Source organism: Massilia phyllosphaerae (assembly GCF_034659755.1).
GTDB classification, from domain to species: Bacteria; Pseudomonadota; Gammaproteobacteria; order Burkholderiales; family Burkholderiaceae_D; genus Telluria; species Telluria phyllosphaerae.
Genome location: NZ_JAXSQX010000003.1, coordinates 225,842 through 242,983, shown reverse-complemented (window position 1 = coordinate 242,983; position 17,142 = coordinate 225,842). Strand labels below are relative to the sequence as shown.

The 17,142-nt window shown below is 67.7% G+C and carries 13 protein-coding genes; 2 read left to right on the top strand and 11 right to left on the bottom strand.

Going from position 1 to position 17,142, the window contains the following annotated elements; genetic code table 11:
• Positions 1-139 precede the first annotated feature (139 nt).
• Both U1H99_RS13675 and U1H99_RS13670 read right to left on the bottom strand, forming a co-directional pair.
• A complete protein-coding gene (locus tag U1H99_RS13675; RefSeq protein ID WP_323142290.1) occupies positions 140-1,174 on the bottom strand; it encodes a GNAT family N-acetyltransferase in 1,035 nt (344 codons plus the stop codon).
• Positions 1,171-2,391, bottom strand: coding sequence for a DegT/DnrJ/EryC1/StrS family aminotransferase (locus tag U1H99_RS13670; protein ID WP_323142289.1), 1,221 nt, complete (start codon positions 2,389-2,391; stop codon positions 1,171-1,173). Before U1H99_RS13670 ends, U1H99_RS13675 begins: the two co-directional genes overlap by 4 nt.
• Positions 2,392-2,501: 110 nt before the next feature.
• Here U1H99_RS13670 and U1H99_RS13665 point away from each other — a divergent pair, with 110 nt between their 5' ends.
• A complete protein-coding gene (locus U1H99_RS13665) occupies positions 2,502-4,097 on the top strand; it encodes an acyl-CoA ligase (AMP-forming), exosortase A system-associated (protein WP_323142288.1) in 1,596 nt (531 codons plus the stop codon).
• Complete coding sequence (locus U1H99_RS13660) at positions 4,094-5,329, top strand: pyridoxal-dependent decarboxylase, exosortase A system-associated (RefSeq protein ID WP_323142287.1); 1,236 nt, start codon at positions 4,094-4,096, stop codon at positions 5,327-5,329. The genes U1H99_RS13665 and U1H99_RS13660 overlap by 4 nt, the downstream gene beginning before the upstream one ends.
• 15 nt (positions 5,330-5,344) lie before the next feature.
• On the opposite strand, the gene U1H99_RS13655 is transcribed toward U1H99_RS13660, so the two are convergent.
• The 9 genes from U1H99_RS13655 to U1H99_RS13615 form a co-directional block, all read right to left on the bottom strand.
• Positions 5,345-6,313, bottom strand: a complete 969-nt coding sequence (locus U1H99_RS13655; protein ID WP_323142286.1) for a glycosyltransferase family 2 protein — start codon at positions 6,311-6,313, stop codon at positions 5,345-5,347.
• A complete protein-coding gene (locus U1H99_RS13650) occupies positions 6,283-7,626 on the bottom strand; it encodes a putative O-glycosylation ligase, exosortase A system-associated (protein WP_323142285.1) in 1,344 nt (447 codons plus the stop codon). Before U1H99_RS13650 ends, U1H99_RS13655 begins: the two co-directional genes overlap by 31 nt.
• Positions 7,619-8,776: a glycosyltransferase family 4 protein gene (locus U1H99_RS13645; RefSeq protein ID WP_323142284.1), complete on the bottom strand. Its 1,158-nt coding sequence runs from the start codon at positions 8,774-8,776 to the stop codon at positions 7,619-7,621. Before U1H99_RS13645 ends, U1H99_RS13650 begins: the two co-directional genes overlap by 8 nt.
• Before the next feature lie 29 nt (positions 8,777-8,805).
• A complete protein-coding gene (locus tag U1H99_RS13640) occupies positions 8,806-10,083 on the bottom strand; it encodes a glycosyltransferase family 4 protein (protein WP_323142283.1) in 1,278 nt (425 codons plus the stop codon).
• Positions 10,084-10,093: 10 nt separating this feature from the next.
• Positions 10,094-11,146: a polysaccharide deacetylase family protein gene (locus tag U1H99_RS13635; RefSeq protein ID WP_323142282.1), complete on the bottom strand. Its 1,053-nt coding sequence runs from the start codon at positions 11,144-11,146 to the stop codon at positions 10,094-10,096.
• A 120-nt stretch (positions 11,147-11,266) separates the two neighbouring features.
• Entirely contained in the window at positions 11,267-13,156 is a 1,890-nt protein-coding gene (locus U1H99_RS13630) for an XrtA/PEP-CTERM system amidotransferase (protein WP_323142281.1), read from the bottom strand.
• 27 nt (positions 13,157-13,183) lie between these two features.
• Complete coding sequence (locus U1H99_RS13625; protein WP_323142280.1) at positions 13,184-14,365, bottom strand: TIGR03088 family PEP-CTERM/XrtA system glycosyltransferase; 1,182 nt, start codon at positions 14,363-14,365, stop codon at positions 13,184-13,186.
• The gene (xrtA, locus tag U1H99_RS13620; protein WP_323142279.1) at positions 14,362-15,939 is read right to left on the bottom strand and encodes an exosortase A; all 1,578 of its coding nucleotides are present in this window, start codon (positions 15,937-15,939) and stop codon (positions 14,362-14,364) included. The genes U1H99_RS13625 and xrtA overlap by 4 nt, the downstream gene beginning before the upstream one ends.
• Entirely contained in the window at positions 15,930-17,132 is a 1,203-nt protein-coding gene (locus tag U1H99_RS13615; protein ID WP_323142278.1) for a TIGR03087 family PEP-CTERM/XrtA system glycosyltransferase, read from the bottom strand. The genes xrtA and U1H99_RS13615 overlap by 10 nt, the downstream gene beginning before the upstream one ends.
• Between the last annotated feature and the right edge of the window lie 10 nt (positions 17,133-17,142).

Below are 17,142 nucleotides of genomic sequence, written 5' to 3'. Positions count from 1 at the left end.
TATTTAAGAAGAACGATGATCGAATGCTCTATGCGCATTCCAGGCCGCCGCACTATGTGCCGACACTGGCATTACACGGTTATGGAACTCGGCGATACTGCCGAGCCGATATTGACATGCAGTGTCAAGGGAACGAGGGTCAATCGGCAGGCGCCGATATTGGCGCCCGCTGCAGCCGCGCATGCAGGCGCAGCAGCAAAGGCCAGCGGTAACAGTTCAGGTGATACAGCGTGCGAACGTCCTCGGTCCAGCGCGTATGCCATTCCATGACCTTGCCGTAAAACTCGATACGGCGCAGCCGTCCTTCCTCGAACACGCGGCGGCAGGCTTCCTCGCGCATCAGCAGGGCCGGTGAATAATGCTTCGGTATGCTTTCGTCATAGGCGGTCTTGAGGATCACGATGCAATCGCCATCCTCGATGCACAGGTCCATCGCAACCAGCTGGTCGCCGAAGCAGTAGCGGTAGATGCTGCCCTGGCCGCGGGCACAGAATGCTTCCAGCATACGCCGGTAAAAGCGGCCCTGGTCGTTGTCGGCGGCCACTGCGGTGCCGGCGCGTCCTTTCCAGCCGGTGCTCTCCAGGCGGCCATAGTCGGCAATGGCTTGCGCCACCTGGTGCGGTGCGCGCCAGGTGTCGAGCCGGGTGGCGACGCCCGCCGCGGCCAGGCGGTTACGCTGCTTCTTGAGATTGACGCGCAGATTCTTGCCGCGACCCTCCCACCACGCATCGAAAGTACCTTCGACCACGATGCGCGCGGTATCGATGTAGTCGGTGGTCCGCATGCCGGGACCATTGGCCGGCCGGCCCAGCAGGAAGGGATCGCATTGGCTCAGGCCAACCAGCAGCGCACATCCGGGCAAGGCGCGCACCAGGCTGGCCAGCAGCGCCTGCGGATCGCTATCCGGACGCTGCAGCCAGCAGCCAACCGGCGCCTGGGCCGGTTGGAAGGTGGCCCAGCTGGCGCGGCCTTGCGGCACCAGCAGCGCCGCGGCCAGCAATTCAGCGCCGTCGTGGCACAGGGCGATGCGTTCCCGGCCGGTGCCGAAGGCAGCCAGCAGGGCGGCGACGAAATCGGCGGCCAGCATCGGCGCCGCCGGTCCGAAGGCACGCAAGGCATCCCATTGCGGGGCGATCGCGGAGAAACCGCTAGCCGGCAGGAAGCTCCATTTCATGGCGCCAGCACCTCGGCCAGGCGGGCGCACATCCAGTCGAGTTCCTGTGCGCTCAGCTCCTGGTGGCAGGGGAAGGCCAGCACGTGGCGCGACAGGTGCGCACTGTCGGGGCAGCGCGCCGCGTCCACGCCCGGCCACAGCGTCTCGGCAAAGCGCACGACCGGCAGCCCGAGCTGCCGGATGCGCGCGAACGCCGCCTCGGCATCGTCGACGACCAGCGGGAACAGCCAGGGGCAGACGCCGTCCGGCAGCGCCGCGTGCAGCGGGCGGCAGCCCGGCAGACCGGCCACCGCCGCCTGCAGACGCTGGTAGTGGCGGCGGCGCAGGGCGACGATGCGTCCTGCCGACACGCGCCTGAGCAGCACGCGCGCGAACAGCGAGGAACGCTTGTCGAGCCAGCGCGTATCGAAGCTGAAATCGCTGTCCGAGGAAGCAGGGGCCAGCCCGCCCGCCGCCGCCGCCGCCGCGGGGCGGCTGGACTTGATGCGGCGCCACAGCTGGTCCTTGGCGCGCATCGGCAGTGCGAGCAGCGCCTTGAGAGCCGGCAGGCGGCCGTAGCGGAAGCTGTGCTCGAGCGTATTCAGGACCACCTTGGCTTCGAAGCCCTTGCCGGCCGAACGCAGCACGACCCGGTCCAGGGCATGGCGTGCCGATACCAGCGCCCCGCCTTCGTACATCGGGAAGAATTTCATGCTGCTGGCGATCGCATAATCGCCATGGCTGCCGAGCGGACGGCCGGTGTATTCGCCGAAGAAGGCGTGGGCGCAATCCTCGATCAGGGCGATGCCGTGCGCATCGCACAAGGCGCGCAGCGCCGCCAGGTCTTGCGGAAAGCCGAAATAATGGGTGGCTACCAAGGCCTTGACGCCGGGGCGGCACAGCGCTGCGATATCGTCCAGGTCGGCGCGCGCGCCGCCATCGACCCGATAGAAAAGCGGCGCGGCGTCCAGCCACAGTACCGGCGGCACCATCGACAGGCTGTGGTAGGCCGGTAGCAGCACGCTGTCGCCCGCGCCCACGCCGAGTTCGCGCAGCGCCAGCGCCAGGGCGATGCGGCCGCTGGTCACCAGGCGCACGTGCGCTGCGTCCAGCACCGACGACAGGCGCTGTCCGCGCACGGGACGGAACGAAGCGCCCGACAGCACCGGTACCAGCGGCACGTGCGGCCGGGCGGGCAGGGACTGCGCGGCCGGCGCGGCAGAAGGGGACAAGGGCATGATGGGTTCGTTCCGGGATCGTTTATCGGTATTCGGTGATGCGGCTTCGACGTTGCGCAGGTGGAATGGTAACATTGCAGTTTGGTTTTCCCGAGTACGTCCTCGTCCTTATGAGCGACCTGATCCACGACTTCATTTTCACGGCGGCGCGCCGTACGCCGGCTGCGCAGGCGCTTGTCCACGGCAACGTGCGGCTCGATTATGCGGCACTGGCGGAGCATGTCCGGCGTGCCGCCCAGGTCTTCCTCGGCGCCGGCCTGCAGCGTGGCGAGCGGGTCGCGGTGTATCTCGAGAAGCGCATCGAGAACGTGGCCGCGATGTTCGGCGCTTCCCTGGCCGGCGCCGTGTTCGTCCCGGTCAATCCGCTGCTCAAGCCGGAGCAGGTGGCGCACATCCTGGCCGACTGCAACGTGCGGGTGCTGGTGACGTCCGGCGAACGGCTGGCGCAGCTGGCACCGCAGCTGGCGGCCTGCCCCGACCTGCGCCTGGCGCTGCTCACCGGCACCCCGGACCTGGCTGCGGCGGGCGCCCACCCGGCGCTGGCCTTGCGGTCCTGGGATGCGGCGTTGCATGAAGCCGGCACCGACCTGGCGCCGCACCGCCGCATCGATGGCGATGTCGCCGCCATCCTGTACACCTCGGGCAGCACCGGCAAGCCGAAGGGCGTGGTGCTGTCGCACCGGAACATGGTGACCGGCGCCCGCAGCGTCGCCAGCTACCTCGAACTGGCCCCATCCGACCGCCTGCTGGCGGTGCTGCCGCTCAGCTTCGACTATGGATTGAGCCAGCTCACCTGCGCCTTCCTCACCGGCGCCAGCGCCGTGCTGCTGAACCACCTGTTCGCGCGCGACGTCGTCGATGCGGTGGCCGCGCACGGCATCACCGGCCTGGCCGCGGTGCCGCCGCTGTGGAACCAGCTGGCGCGCCTGGACTGGCCGCAGGATTGCACGCTGCGCTATCTCACCAATTCGGGCGGGGCGATGCCGGGTGCGACCCTGGCGGTCCTGCGCGCCGCCCTGCCGCGCGCCCAGGTGTTCCTGATGTATGGCCTGACCGAAGCCTTCCGTTCGACTTACCTGCCGCCGGCGGAGATCGACCGCCGCCCCGGTTCGATGGGGCGCGCAATCCCGAATGCCGAGATCATGGTGGTGCGCCCCGACGGCAGCCCGTGCGACAGCGACGAGCCGGGTGAACTGGTGCACCGCGGTGCGCTGGTCTCGCTCGGCTACTGGAACGATCCCGCCAAGACCGCCGAGCGTTTCCGCCCGGTCCCGGGCCAGGATCCGGCGCTGCCGCTGACCGAGATCGCGGTGTGGTCGGGCGACACCGTGCGCCGCGACGGCGACGGCTACCTGTACTACATCGGCCGCGCCGACGACCTGATCAAGGTGTCCGGCTACCGCGTCAGCCCGACCGAGCTGGAAGACGCAGTGTACGGCCTCGGCACGGTCGACGAGGCGGTGGCCTTCGGCGTGCCGCATCCGGAGCTGGGCCAGGCTATCGTGCTGCTGGCCAGCAGCGCCGGCCTCGATGCGCCCACGCCCGAGCTGTTGCGCCGGGCCTGCCAGCGCAGTCTGCCCGCCTGGATGGTGCCGTCGCATGTCGAAGTCCGCAGCGAACCGTTCCCGCGCAACCCGAACGGCAAGATCGACCGCAAGGGGCTGGCGCTTCCTTTCCTGACCCTGTTCGAAGACCGTTCATCATGAGCACCACCAAGCCCGTCCACGCCGAGATGACCCAGTTTGCCGTCGACGGCGGCGAGCTGCAGGTCGGCGGCGTGCCGCTGACCCGGCTCGCCCAGCGCGTCGGCCGCACCCCTTTCTATGCCTATGACCGGGCCCTGCTGACGGCGCGCGTCGGTCATGTGCGCGCCCACCTGCCGGCGCCGCTGCGCCTGCATTATTCGGTCAAGGCCAATCCGATGCCGGCGCTGGTGCAGCACATGGCCACCCTGGTCGACGGCCTCGACGTCGCTTCCGCCGGCGAACTCAGGACGGCGCTCGATACCGGCTTCGATCCGGCCCATGTCAGCTTCGCCGGTCCCGGCAAGACCGACGCGGAACTGACGCAGGCGATTGCCGCCGGCGTCACGCTGAACGCCGAGTCGCCGCATGAAATCGGGCGCGCGGCGCGCATCGGCGACGCGCTCGGGATCGCGCCGCGCATCGTGCTGCGCGTGAATCCCGACTTCGAGCTGAAGGGATCGGGGATGCGCATGGGCGGCGGCGCCAAACCCTTCGGCATCGACGCCGAACAGGTGCCGGACTGCCTGCGCCAGCTGGCGGCGCTCGGCATCGCGCTGCAAGGCTTTCATATCTTCAGCGGCTCCCAGAGCCTGAAGGCCGAGGCGATCGCCGAATCGCATGCGCGCAGCGTCGAGCTGGCCCTGCAACTGGCGGGCGCAGCGCGCCAGCCGCTGCCGGCCCTGTACCTGGGCGCCGGTTTCGGCATTCCCTATTTCCCCGGCGAGCAGCGGCTCGACCTGGCGCCGATCGGCGACAACCTGGCGCACTGGCTGGCGCGCATCGACGCCGAACTGCCGGGCATGCGCGTCTCGGTGGAATCTGGACGCTACCTGGTCGGCGAGGCCGGCGTCTACGTGGCGCGTGTCATCGACCGCAAGGTCTCGCGCGGCCAGGTGTTCCTGGTCACCGACGGCGGCCTGCACCACCACTTGGCGGCGTCCGGCAATTTCGGCCAGGTGATCCGCAAGAATTACCCGGTCGCGGTCGGCAACCGCATGGCCGCGGAAGCACGCGAAACGGTGTCGGTGGTGGGACCGCTGTGCACGCCGCTGGACGTGCTGGCTGAACGCATGGACCTGGCGCGTGCCGACGTGGGCGACCTGGTGGTGGTATTTCAGTCGGGTGCATACGGCCTGTCGGCCAGCCCGACCGCTTTCCTGGGACACCCGGCGCCGCTCGAAGTCCTCGTCTAGACGCGCCGGGCCGCGTCAGCCACGCTGCGTCAACTGCCATAACGGCTTGCGGAGCAGGCCGGGCAGAGCGGTAATGAATGCTTTCAGGCGGAATTTGCGGTCCTGAGGCCGGCGCCGCATGCGCGCCAGCATGTCGCCTGCCGTATCGAAGGCGCCGCGCGCAAAGGCGCCGTCGAACACGTCCAGGCGGCGCACGTCGATCTCGCGCAGGATGGCCTCGCGGTAGGGAGCGGCGTACGGGTGCTCGTCGAGGGCGAATTCGAGGATGTGCACGCAGCCGCTGACGGTGCGGATGTTGTCGCCCGAATCGTTGGTGGCGTGCTTGCGGACGCGTACCAGCGGCGTGGCGCACAAGGCCAGGCGCGCCTGGCCGATCAGGCGCAGCGTGAATTCCCAGTCTTCGGCGCCGACGCCGTTGAAGCGCACGTCGTAGCCACCGATATGCTGGTACAGGATCTTGCGGATCACGCTGCCCGAAGGGAATAGCGGCTGGTAGGACAGGGTGCGCAGGTACAGGTCCGGGATGTCGATCCAGAAACCGTCGCTCTGCTGCGCGCCGTCGAAGAAGCCGGCCGGCGCCAGCGAAAACTTGTCGGCATGGGCGCCGCGTTCGTCGAAGGTCGTGAAATTGGTGTACACGGCGTCGTAGTCAGGATGCCGGGCCAGCCAGGCCGCGATCGTCTGCGTGTACGCCGGCTCGAACAGGTCGTCGGAGTCCATCAGCACGACATAGTCGCCGCCGGCCGCCTCCACGCCGGTATTGCGGGCCTTCTGCACGCCGCCGTTGGCCAGCCGGATCACCCGGATCCGTCCGGTGTACTGCGCCAGTACCCCGGCCGTGTCGTCGGTCGAACCGTCGTCGACCACGATGATCTCCAGGAACGGCAGGTGCTGTGCCAGCGCGCTGTCCAGCGTGGCGCCGATCAGCGACGCCCGGTTGTACGTGGGGATGACTAGACTGAACGTGGGTGCGATGCTGGACATGGTAATTCTTTGGTCAGTTTGGCCGGGACATGCTGGTCGCCTGGTACCTGTGCCGCCTGCATGCGCCCGCCGAAGGACAGGGGTTTCTTCAGGAGCAGCAGCTTTTCGAGCAGGACCAGGATGATGATGATGTCGTAATACAGGTCGAAGTAGGCAAGCGACAGGAAGGCGCCGCTGACGGCATAGCCGATGATGCTGACCTGGGCCATTTTGGCCAGGTCCGAAGCCCACTTTAGCTCGGGGTTCTTTCCGCAGAACTTGATGATGCGGGTGCCGGTGCGCCAGCTGAAGAACATCAACACCAGGAACATGATCAGCCCGACGTAGCCGTGATCGCCCAGCACCTGGAAATAGATACTGTGCGCCACGTGGTAGCCGAGCGGATCGGGCGCATACTGCATGAACAGCCGGGGCGTGAAGACATTGAAGCCGCCACCCAGCAGGTGGGTGTTGGCGATATTGATGGCGAAGTACCAGGCGTTGATGCGGCCCAGTGCCGAGCTGTCTTCCTGGTAGTCGTTGATCGTGTCCATGCGCGCATACCAGGCTTCCGGCATGATGCAGGCGATCAGGACGCCGATCACGATCACCGCCAGGCCGGTCTGCGCCTTCTTCGGGCTCTTCAGCCACAGGAACACCAGCATCGCGGCGCCGCCGAGCAGTGCGCCGCGCGAATAGGAACCCATCGCCGACACCGACGTGAAGATCACGACCGCCAGCAGGCCCATCGAGACCAATTTGCTCTTGACCTGGCTACGCAGGTACCAGATCATCGGCAGGGCCACCACCAGCGCCAGCGCCATGCTGTTGTTTTCGGCGATGTAGCTGCCGTCCGGGCCGAAGACGCGATAGTGGCCGCCGGAGGCGATCGTGAACAGGCCGCCTTTCAGGCCGTAGATACCGAGCGACAGGGCGACGACCCACACGAACAGCTTGATGTTCTTTTCGGTGTTGATGACCATCAGGGTTATGGCGACCATCAGGAAGGTCTTGGTCACCCGGTCCCACTCTCTCCACACCAGGCCCGGTTCGAGGGCGAACTGGCTGGTGAGGTTCATCCAGGCATAGAACAGCAGCAACGTGACGGTGACCGGCGTGAGCGGGAATCGTTTCGGCTCCTTCGACATCAGCATGCTCAGGATCGTGATCCCCGCCACCACTGCCGCGAACTGAAAGTTGTACGCCGCGCCGTAGGCGAGGCGGTGCGGGTTCATCAAGCTGATCCAGGTAAACAGCAGGGCGCCCAATGCCGGCCGCTTGAAGACGAAAGGCAGCAATCCGAAGATGATGCCGAAAATGACGAGGTCACGCATGGGTGCGCAAAGTCCCGAACAGTTCCACCACGCGCTGGGCGTTGGCTTTCCAGGTCAGTTTCTGCTCGCCGATGGCGCGGCGCGCATTGGCCGCGACCTTGGTGCGCAGCAGGTCGTCGGCGCACAGGCGGCCGGTGGCGGCGGCCAGGCCGCCGCTCTGTTTCGGGTCGAACAGCACCGCGTTGTGCTCGTCGGTCAGGATTTCCTTGATGTTAGGCTGGTCCGGGGCCACGATGGCCTTGCCCAGGGCCAGATATTCGAACAGCTTGAGCGGCGAGGCATAGGCCACCACCGCCGGCTGCAGGGCGACGTCGAAGGCGGCGACGTAGCGCGCCACGTCGTCGCGGCCGATGATGCCGGTGAAGGTGACGCGGCTGTCGATGCCGAGGCGATGCGCCTGCTGTTCCAGGTCGGCGCGCGCCGGGCCGTCGCCGACGACCAGCAGGTGGCGCCGCGATTCCGGCGGATCCTGGGCGATCATGTCGATCACCTTGTCCAGGCCATGCCAGTCGCGCACGAAGCCGGTGAAGCCCAGCACCAGGCTGCCTTCCAGGCCGAGGGCGCGCTTGGCGGCTTCGACGTCGGGATTGGCCTGGAAACGGTCGGAATTGATGCCGTTCGGGATCACCACGATCTTTTTCGGGTCGACCCCGTAGGATGCCACGATGTCGCCCAGCACCTGGGTGACCGGCAGCACCAGGTCGGCATTGCGCCAGCAGTAAGCCTGCGACCAGCGCGCCAGGCGTTTCAGCGACAGGCCGTCGTAGCGGCTGCGCTCTTCCAGGATCGGCGCATTGATCTCGAGCAGCATCGGCAGGCGGAAGCGGCGCGCCAGCCAGACGCCAGCCGGCAGGAACAGGTTGTAGCGTTCGTACAGGCAGTCCGGCTTGTATTTGCGCACCGCGGCCGCCAGGCGCCGGTAGGCCACCAGCGAGTAACCCAGTTCCATCACTTCATAGAACCATTTCGGCAGGTGGCGCTTGAGGACGGCCACCAGGCCGGCATCGGCACCGAAGGCTTCGGTGTCGGCGCTGGGCGGCGCGACCACGATGACTTCGTGGCCGAGCGCGCGCAGCGCATTGATCATTTCCTCAATGTGGACGTATTGCCCATCCTTCGAGCGGGTACGGTGGTGGTAAAGAATGCGCACTGTTGCTGCCAATATAAAAGTTTATAAAATCAATCGCCGCGCATGACGCGGTGCAGGACGGCGCACACCGCTTCGGTGTGCCGTTCGATCGAATAGTCGCGTGCCTTGAGCGCGGCGCGGTTGCCGAGCGCGGCCGCGAAGGCCGGCTGGTCGAGCAGGCGCAGCACGGCGTCGGCCAGCCGCTGCGGGTCACGCGGGGGGATCAGGAGGCCGTCGACGCCATCCTCGATGACGTCGAGCGGGCCGCCTTCGTTCGAGGCGATCACCGCCTTGCCGAGCGCCATCCCTTCCAGGAAGGTACGGCCGAAGGGTTCCGGTGTGGTCGAGGCGTGCAGCACGACGGTGCTCAGGGCCAGGATGTCGGGCACGTCGCTGCGCATGCCGAGCAGGCGCACGCGGCCCTTGAGGGCCGGCGCGGCGGCGCGGCGTGCGATCTTGTCGGCGAATGCGCGGTCCTTGCCGTAGGCGCCGCCCACCAGCAGCAGGTGGGCGTGCGGATAGCGTTCCAGGATGCGCGGCGCGGCGTCGAGCAGGACGTCCTGGCCTTTCCAGTCGACCAGGCCGCCGACCAGCGTGATCACCGGCTCGTCGCTGCCGATGTCCAGTTCGGCACGCAGGCCGGGCAGGGGCGCGCGCGGCGAAAAGGCATCGAGGTCGAGGCCTTCGGCCACCACCGTGCATTTTTCCGGCGCCAGTCCGAGCGTCAGCAATTCGGCCTGCACTGCGGTCGAGACCGGGATGCAGTGGCGCAGCTTGGACAGGACCCAGCGGTTGCCGCGGGTATCGACGTTGAAGCCACGCGCGTGCAGCACCGTCGGCAGTCCGGCCAGGGTGGCGCCCAGCGCGGCCGCGAGATTGCAGCTGGCGTCGTTGTTCAGGTAGACCAGGTCGATGCCGTCGCGCTTGAAGCGCCAGTAGTAACCGAGCGCGGTCGGCAGGATGTTGACCAGGTTGTCAATCGCCGAGGCGGCCGGGATGCGGCGCCGGCGCAGCCACTGCTGGCTCAGTACGCGCACCGCGCGCAGGTGGCGCCAGCGGCCCAGCCGCGCCAGGCGCGGATAGGGATCGATCGCCAGCCCGGTATAGATATGCGCGACGAACTCGGGCGGCAGCTTTTCCAGCAGCGCTTCGAGCGAGATGACGGCGCCGCCATAGCCGGCGCCGTTTTCGCAGAAGGCCACCCGCAGCGCGCCGCCGCTGCGTGCGCGGCCGGAGCCGTGCGACGGGCCCGGCCGCGCATGCTGTTCGTGGAGCGGCTCGACCGGCGCCAGCGGCGCGACCTGGGAAGACGAAGAGGGGAAAGTCATCGTGGCCCCGTCAGATCAGGCCGGCGAGCCAGCGCAGCAGGCGCGCGGCGAACATTCCCGGCGTGGCATCCCATGGCCGCGCACGCGGCAGTTCGAAGCGCGGATGCGCGCGCGTGGCGGCCCCGGTCTCGGTCGTGAAGGCGGCGCTGTAGCCGGCTTCTTCCAGCATCTGCACGTGGGCGGCGGTATAGTCGGCGCGCCGCTTGCCGTTGGGGTAGGCGAACAGGCGCAGCGGCTGGCCGATGATCGCTTCCAGCACGCGCTTGTTGTCGACGATCTCGGCGCGAGCCGCATCGTCGTCGATCTTCGCCAGGATCGGGTGGCTGACCGTATGGCCGCCGATCTCGATGCGGTGCTTGACCAGCGTGCGCAGCATGTCGTCGTCGAGCATCAGGTCCTGCTGCAGGGCGACGCCGGCATGGCGCTGGAGCAGGGCGGTGAAGGCATCGCGTTCCGGCAGCGCCATGTACTTGCAGCGGTCGGTCAGCACCTGGGCCGTCCGGCGGCGCTGTTCGGCGGTGCGCAGCGGCAGCTCGCCCAGGCCGATCTCGCGCAGGTCGAGCGAGGTCGGCGGCATGCGGCGCACCGCTTCCAGGATCATGTCGTTCCACATGCTGCCCTTCGCCTGCATGTGGCCGGTGGTGACGAAGACCGTCGCCGGCAGCCCGTATTCCATCAGCACCGGCAGCGCCAGGTCGTGGAACGAGCTGTAGCCGTCGTCGAAGGTGATGGCGACGGCGCGCGGCGGCATGCGCTCGGTCGCCATCGCCTGCACCGCATCGTGCAGCGGCATCACGTTGAAGCATTCGGCCAGCAGGCGCATCTGCCAGCGGAAGGTTTCCACGTCCGGATCGCCGTCGATCAGCGGATCCGGATTGGCCAGGATGCGGTGGTAACTCAGGATGCACAGGCGGCCGGCACCCTTGCCACGGGGCGCAATCAGGTCGCCCGCCGTGCGCACCATGCCGGCGGTGAACCGCGGCAGGACATGGGAAACGCTGGCGTTTCCGGTCGGGCGCCCGGCTGGGTGCACCGAAACCGGGGCGGAAAAAGGAGCACGCATTCTTATGTCGTCAACATTGGAGGCGGCATCGGGTGCCGGGTGGATCGAACTGTTCATGCCTGAATTCAACAGCATACTATCTTATTTGCAATGAAACAGGCGTATCCAACCGGAGCGTTGTCATGACGCCACCGATACCCGCAGGAAAGATTCGAACATCAGCAGCGACCACAGCGCCACGCTGTGGTCGGCCGCGCCGGACTCGTGCTGGCTGACCAGCTGTTCCAGGTAGCGGCGGTTGAAGATGCCGGTATCGAGCAGGCGCGCGCCGAGCACGCCATCGCGCACGGCCTGGCGCAGCGGACCGCGCAGCCAGTCCGCCAGCGGGATCGAAAACCCTTTCTTGGCGCGGTACATGATGTCGTGCGGCAGGTGCGGCTCGAGCGCCTTCTTCAGCACGTACTTGCCTTCGCCGCCGCGCAGTTTCAGGTCGTTCGGCAGCGTGGCCGCGTATTCGCAGAAGGTGTGGTCGAGCAGGGGCACGCGCACTTCCAGCGAATGGGCCATGCTGGCGCGGTCGACCTTGGTGAGAATGTCGCCCGGCAGCCAGGTCTTGAAATCGAGGTACTGGATCAGCGACAGCGGATCGTCAGTCGGCGCGCGCGCGGCGTGCTCGCGCATCACGTCGATCGCACGGTAGCCCTGCAGGTCGTCGCGGAAGCCTTGGGAAAACAACTGGTCCCGCTGGCGGTCGGTCAGGCGCGACACGCCGTGGAAGTAACCCTCCACCAGGTCGCGCGCCAGCGCCTCGAAGGTGGTCTTGGCGCGGAACATGCGCGGCGCCCAGTCGGCCTTCGGGTACAGGCTGCCCAGGGTGCCGAACAGCGGCTTGCGGATCGCTTCCGGCAGTTTCGAGCGCACGCTGTGCTCGGCCATCGCGAAGCGGTAGCGGCGGTAGCCGGCAAAATTCTCGTCGCCGCCGTCGCCCGACAGCGCCACCGTCACGTGGCGCCGCGCCAGCTGGCACACGCGGTAGGTCGGGATCGCCGAACTGTCGGCGAACGGTTCGTCGTACAGGTGGGCCAGCGTATCGACCAGGCCGTAGTCGTCCTTGTCGACGATCTGCCCGTGGTGGACGGTCGCGTAGCGGCGCGCCACCTGGTTCGCGTACTCGGACTCGTCGAATTCCGGATCGTCGAAGCCGATCGAGCAGGTGGTCACCGGCTTGTCGCCGGCCATCATCGCCACCACCGCGCTGGAATCGACGCCGCCCGACAGGAAAGCGCCGAGCGGCACTTCGGATTCCATCTGGCTGTGCACGGTCTCGCGCAGGCGTTCGATCAGCTCTTCCTGGACTTCGGCGTCCGGACGCTGCGGTGCCGGGCGGAAGGCCAGGTCCCACCAGCGCTGCGGCTGCACCGCGCGGTCGCCGACTTTCAGGGTGATGCAGTGGCCCGGGCTGAGTTTATAGGCGTTATTGAAGATGGTCTTCGGCTCCGGCACGTAGCCGTAGGCGAAATAATCCTCGACCGCGCGCGGGTTCAATTCGCGCGACAACTCGGGGAAGGTCATGATCGATTTCAGTTCCGAGCCGAACACGAACAGGCCGTTCGGCAGCAGCGAATAGAACATCGGCTTGACGCCGACGTGGTCGCGCGCCAGGAACAGCGTCTGTTGGCTGCGGTCCCAGATGGCGAAGGCGAACATGCCGCGCAGGCGGCGCACGCAGTCCGGGCCCCAGGCCAGCCACGACTGCAGCACGACTTCGGTGTCGGACTTGGTGCGGAACACGTGGCCGAGCGCGACCAGCTCGTCGCGCAGCAGCCGGTAGTTGTAGATTTCGCCGTTGAACACCAGGGCGACGTCGCGCGCCGGGTTGAGGAAGGGCTGCTGGCCGGTGGCCAGGTCGATCACCGACAGCCGGCGGTGGCCCATGCCCAGGCCCTTTTCCAGGTACAGCTCGCCCTCGTCGGGACCGCGGTGGTGCTGGCTCTCGTTCATGCGCCGCAAGGCTTCGCGGTCGATGTCCCGGTTGCCGTGGGTATCAAAGATGCCGACTATTCCGCACATGGTTGCTCTTTTCGATTCGTAGTAAAGTCAGGCCGTCACGGCCAGTCCGGCCTTGCGGCGGCACAGGCCGGCGTACAGGTCGCCATAGGCGGCCAGCATGGTGCGCATGCTGAAGCACTCTTCCACGCGCGCGCGGGCGGCGCGGCCGTGGCGCGCGCGCAGGTCGGCGTCGAGCGCGTAACGCGCCATGGCCTGGGCCAGTGCCTCGACGTCGCCGACCGGCACCAGCAGGCCCTGGACGCCGTCGTCGACCACTTCCGGGATGCCGCCCACGCGCGAGGCCACCACCGGCAGGCCGCAGGCCATCGCCTCCAGCATCGACACCGGCGTGCCTTCGGCCAGCGACGGCAGGGCGAACATTGTAAACGTATGCAGCAGGGACTTGACGTCCACGCGTGCGCCCGGCAGCCACACGGCATCCTGCAGGCCGAGGTCCTGCACCTGCTGGCGCACCGCCGGCAGCAGCGGGCCGTCGCCGACGATCGACAGCTTTACGCGCGCCGCCAGTGCCGGATGGCGCGCATGCAGGCGCGCCAGTGCCTCCACCAGCAGGCGGTGGTTCTTGACGTCCTGCACCCGGGCCACGGTGCCGATCACGATGTCGTCCGGCTGCCAGGGCGAATCCGCGGCTGGCAGGCCGCCCGGGGCGTACTTGTCGGTGTCGACGCCGTTCTTGATGAACAGGGTCTTGGCCGGCGCGATCCGCACCACCTCGCCCAGCCAGCGGTTCAGGTCTTCCGAGACCGGAATGAAACGGTCGACAAAGGGTGCGATGCGGCGGCGCAGGAAGTTGTGCTTCGGGTTCAGGCCGTGCGGGTCGCCGGCGTCGCGCCCATGCTCGGCATGGATGCGCACCGGCACCCCGGCCATGCTGGCGGTAAACGCGTACTCGAGCGCCGCCAGGTTGTAGGTATGCAGCACGGTCGGCCGCAGCTTGCGCATCAGGCGCCAGAAATCGAGATGGGTGCCCAGGCCCAGGCCGGGCGCCTTGCCGAGCGCGTGCAGCGTCACGTCCGGGCGCTGGATGCGGTCGGCGAAGTCGGTGTAGCGGGTCAGGCAGACCACCGCGTGGCGCCAGGCCGGCATGCGGTTGATGCAATCGACCAGCAGCGTTTCCAGCCCGCCGACGCCGAGCGCGTACACCAAGTGCACGACCAGCGGGCGGGTGTCGGCGCCGTGGGCGACCGGATGCGGTACGGCAGCGTTCATCGTGTCCGTTCCGCGCGCAGGGCCGTGTCCAGCGCCGCACCCTGTTGCGCCAGGAAGCCGCCCAGGGCGCGGCGCGCCGCGTCCGGGTTGTCGTCGAGCGGCGCGTACAGCATCACGGCGGCGCCGTCGTCGCCCTGCAGCAGCGCCTTGGCGCGCGCCTGCAGCAGCTTGCCGGCGATGTCGCTGTTGGTGTACTGGCCGCCGATCCATTTCCAGGACCAGACCAGCAGCGTGCGGCCGCCGCTGCGCAGCGTCGTTTCGCGCACCACGACCGGGTGGCCGGCCACGTTTTCGGTGCGCGCGCCGGCGTCGATCTCGTGCCAGGTGTCCTCATAGGCCGTCAGGCGGTTGATGGAGCTGATCAGGGCCTGGTCGCGGTCCTGGTTGCGGTAGTACAGCACGGTCAGCGCGACCGGCACGCTGCCGTTCTGGTAGACGCGGTGGAAGCGCGCGCTGGGCGTCATGTAATCGGGCTTCCAGTCGGCGAAGTCGGGCGCCGGCGGCAGGTTCACTGCGATCTGGCCGAGAGCGACCGGGGCCGGGTTGTGGTTGACGCGCTCGCCGATCAGGGCGGAAGCGGGCCACAGGGCGGCCAGCGCCAGCACGGCGGCAGCCATGGCGGCGAAGCGGCCTTGCGGGGCGCCGGCCGGATGGATGCCGGCCGGCGCTGCCGTTGCGGCGCCGGTGCCGGTGGCGCTGGATGCCTCGGGGGCATCCTCGCGCCAGTAGCTGCCGATCCAGAACATGACGAACATGACCAGGCCGAAGAACAGCCAGCCGTAGATCAGGTGGTCGACACCGGTCGCCAGCTCCATGCCGGACAGGTGGCCGATCATCACGATCATGTAGGCGCGCAAGCCGTTGGCGATGATCGGCACGATCATCGCCAGGCCGATGAACAGCAGGCGGCGCAGGGTCGAACGGTAGGTCAGGTAGGCGTACAGGCAGCCCAGCGTGATCGAAGAGATCAGGTAGCGCACGCCGCTGCAGGCCTCGACCACCGACCAGTTGCCGGTCGGGAGTTCGAAGCGGGTGCCGCTGCGCAGCACCGGGATGCCGGTGGCGCGCACTGCCCACACGGTGAAATCGGCGGTGAACTGGATCAGCGGCGCCACGAACACGTCGCCGAACGGTACCGCGAACAGCAGGAACAGCAGCGGGAAGGCGAGCGAGCCGGCCAGGCGCGGGCCGAGCAGGGCCAGTGCGATCACCGGCAGCATGGCCACGAAGGCGTACTGGGACACGAACTGCACCTCGCCCAGTTGGGCCGCCAGCCAGCCCAGGCCCAGCACCGCCAGTGCGACCAGCGCCGGCGCGTAGGGCTTGGGCGGATACAGGGTGAAATTCTCGCGCTTGCGCCACAGCAGCCACAGGCTGATCGGCAGGATGATGTAGCCGTGGGCGAAGGTCTCGGAACTGTTCCAGATCGAGACGATCGAGCGCACGGTGCCGAAATACAGGACGAACGGCGCCAGCAGGGCCAGCGCGATCAGGATCATGCTGGCGCGCGTGAGCGGCATCGCCGGCACCGAGGTGGCACTACCGGCGACGCCGGGGGGAGGCTTCAGGAACATTCCAGGTTCTCTCCTATGCAGGCAAGATTGCTCGACCAGCTATATTGACTTTGTACCTTGGCACGCGCCGCCTGGCCGATCGCGCTGGCCGCGCTGTCCAGGCCCGTCAGCAGGGTGGCGACGGCATCGGCGAAGGCGGCGGCATCCTCGGCCAGCACCAGTTCGCTGCCGGGGACGGCGTCGATGCCTTCCAGCGCCTGCGGCGACACCACCACCGGGGTCGCCATCGCCATCGCTTCCAGCACCTTGTTCTGGATGCCGCGCGCGATCCGCAGCGGCGCCACCGCGACCGCGGCGTGGGCGATGTAGGGCCGCACGTCGGGCACGGTGCCGGTGACTTTGACGCCCGGCTGCTGTCCGAGTGCTTGCACGGCAGGCGACGGGCGCGAGCCGACAATATAAAAGCGCAGTTCCGGGAAGCGCGTGCGCAGCTGCGGGAACACTTCGTCGCAGAACCACTGCACCGCATCCACGTTGGGCCAGTAATCCATGGCGCCGGTGAACACCAGCGCGCGCTCGCCGGCCGCGTAGGGGCTGACGTGGTTGTCGTGCGGCGAAAAATAATCGGTATCGACGCCGTTGCTGAAGTGGCCGATCTTGACGCTGCTTTCCGGCGCCAGCTGGCGGAACAGCTCGGCCTCGGGGGCCGACACGAACAGCGAGGCATCGTAGTCGCGCGCCACCTGGCGCTCGTAGCTGAGCAGGCGCTGCGCTTCGTACTGGTACAGCCAGCTCATCGGGAAGGATTTCTTTTCCGCGTACTGGCGCCACTTGTCGGAATCGACGTCGACGAAATCGACCACGCGGCGCGCCGCGCGATACGGATCGGCGTACTGCGCCATCGCCGACGAGAACACCAGCACGCGCTCGATGCCGTGCGCGGCGACGGTCTGCTTGACCCAGCGTTCGACGCTCTTGTCGCGGTAGTACTCGAGCGACAGCGAGCGGTTCTTCAGCAGCGCGCCCAGGCTTTTTACGCGCGCGACCAGGGGTTTCATGGCGGCGAAATGGCTGCTCGCGCACAGCGCCTGGACGTGCGGGACGTACTGCCAGTCGTCCGGATCGTCGACGAAGGTGGCCAGGTGCACACGGTAATGGCGCGCCAGGTGCTTCAGCAGGTGGTAGGAACGGATCTTGTCGCCCTTGTTGGGCGGGTAGGGGATCCGGTGGATCAGCAGGAGCAGGTCTTCCACGATGTTTCAG

Bases quoted from the DNA above. Each gene is read 5' to 3' on its own strand.
- U1H99_RS13675 (WP_323142290.1), bottom strand. From the start codon at position 1,174: ATGAAATGGAGCTTCCTGCCGGCTAGCGGTTTCTCCGCGATCGCCCCG.
- U1H99_RS13670 (WP_323142289.1), bottom strand. From the start codon at position 2,391: ATGCCCTTGTCCCCTTCTGCCGCGCCGGCCGCGCAGTCCCTGCCCGCC.
- U1H99_RS13665 (WP_323142288.1), top strand. From the start codon at position 2,502: ATGAGCGACCTGATCCACGACTTCATTTTCACGGCGGCGCGCCGTACG.
- U1H99_RS13660 (WP_323142287.1), top strand. From the start codon at position 4,094: ATGAGCACCACCAAGCCCGTCCACGCCGAGATGACCCAGTTTGCCGTC.
- U1H99_RS13655 (WP_323142286.1), bottom strand. From the start codon at position 6,313: ATGTCCAGCATCGCACCCACGTTCAGTCTAGTCATCCCCACGTACAAC.
- U1H99_RS13650 (WP_323142285.1), bottom strand. From the start codon at position 7,626: ATGCGTGACCTCGTCATTTTCGGCATCATCTTCGGATTGCTGCCTTTC.
- U1H99_RS13640 (WP_323142283.1), bottom strand. From the start codon at position 10,083: ATGACTTTCCCCTCTTCGTCTTCCCAGGTCGCGCCGCTGGCGCCGGTC.
- U1H99_RS13635 (WP_323142282.1), bottom strand. From the start codon at position 11,146: ATGCGTGCTCCTTTTTCCGCCCCGGTTTCGGTGCACCCAGCCGGGCGC.
- U1H99_RS13630 (WP_323142281.1), bottom strand. From the start codon at position 13,156: ATGTGCGGAATAGTCGGCATCTTTGATACCCACGGCAACCGGGACATC.
- U1H99_RS13625 (WP_323142280.1), bottom strand. From the start codon at position 14,365: ATGAACGCTGCCGTACCGCATCCGGTCGCCCACGGCGCCGACACCCGC.
- xrtA (WP_323142279.1), bottom strand. From the start codon at position 15,939: ATGTTCCTGAAGCCTCCCCCCGGCGTCGCCGGTAGTGCCACCTCGGTG.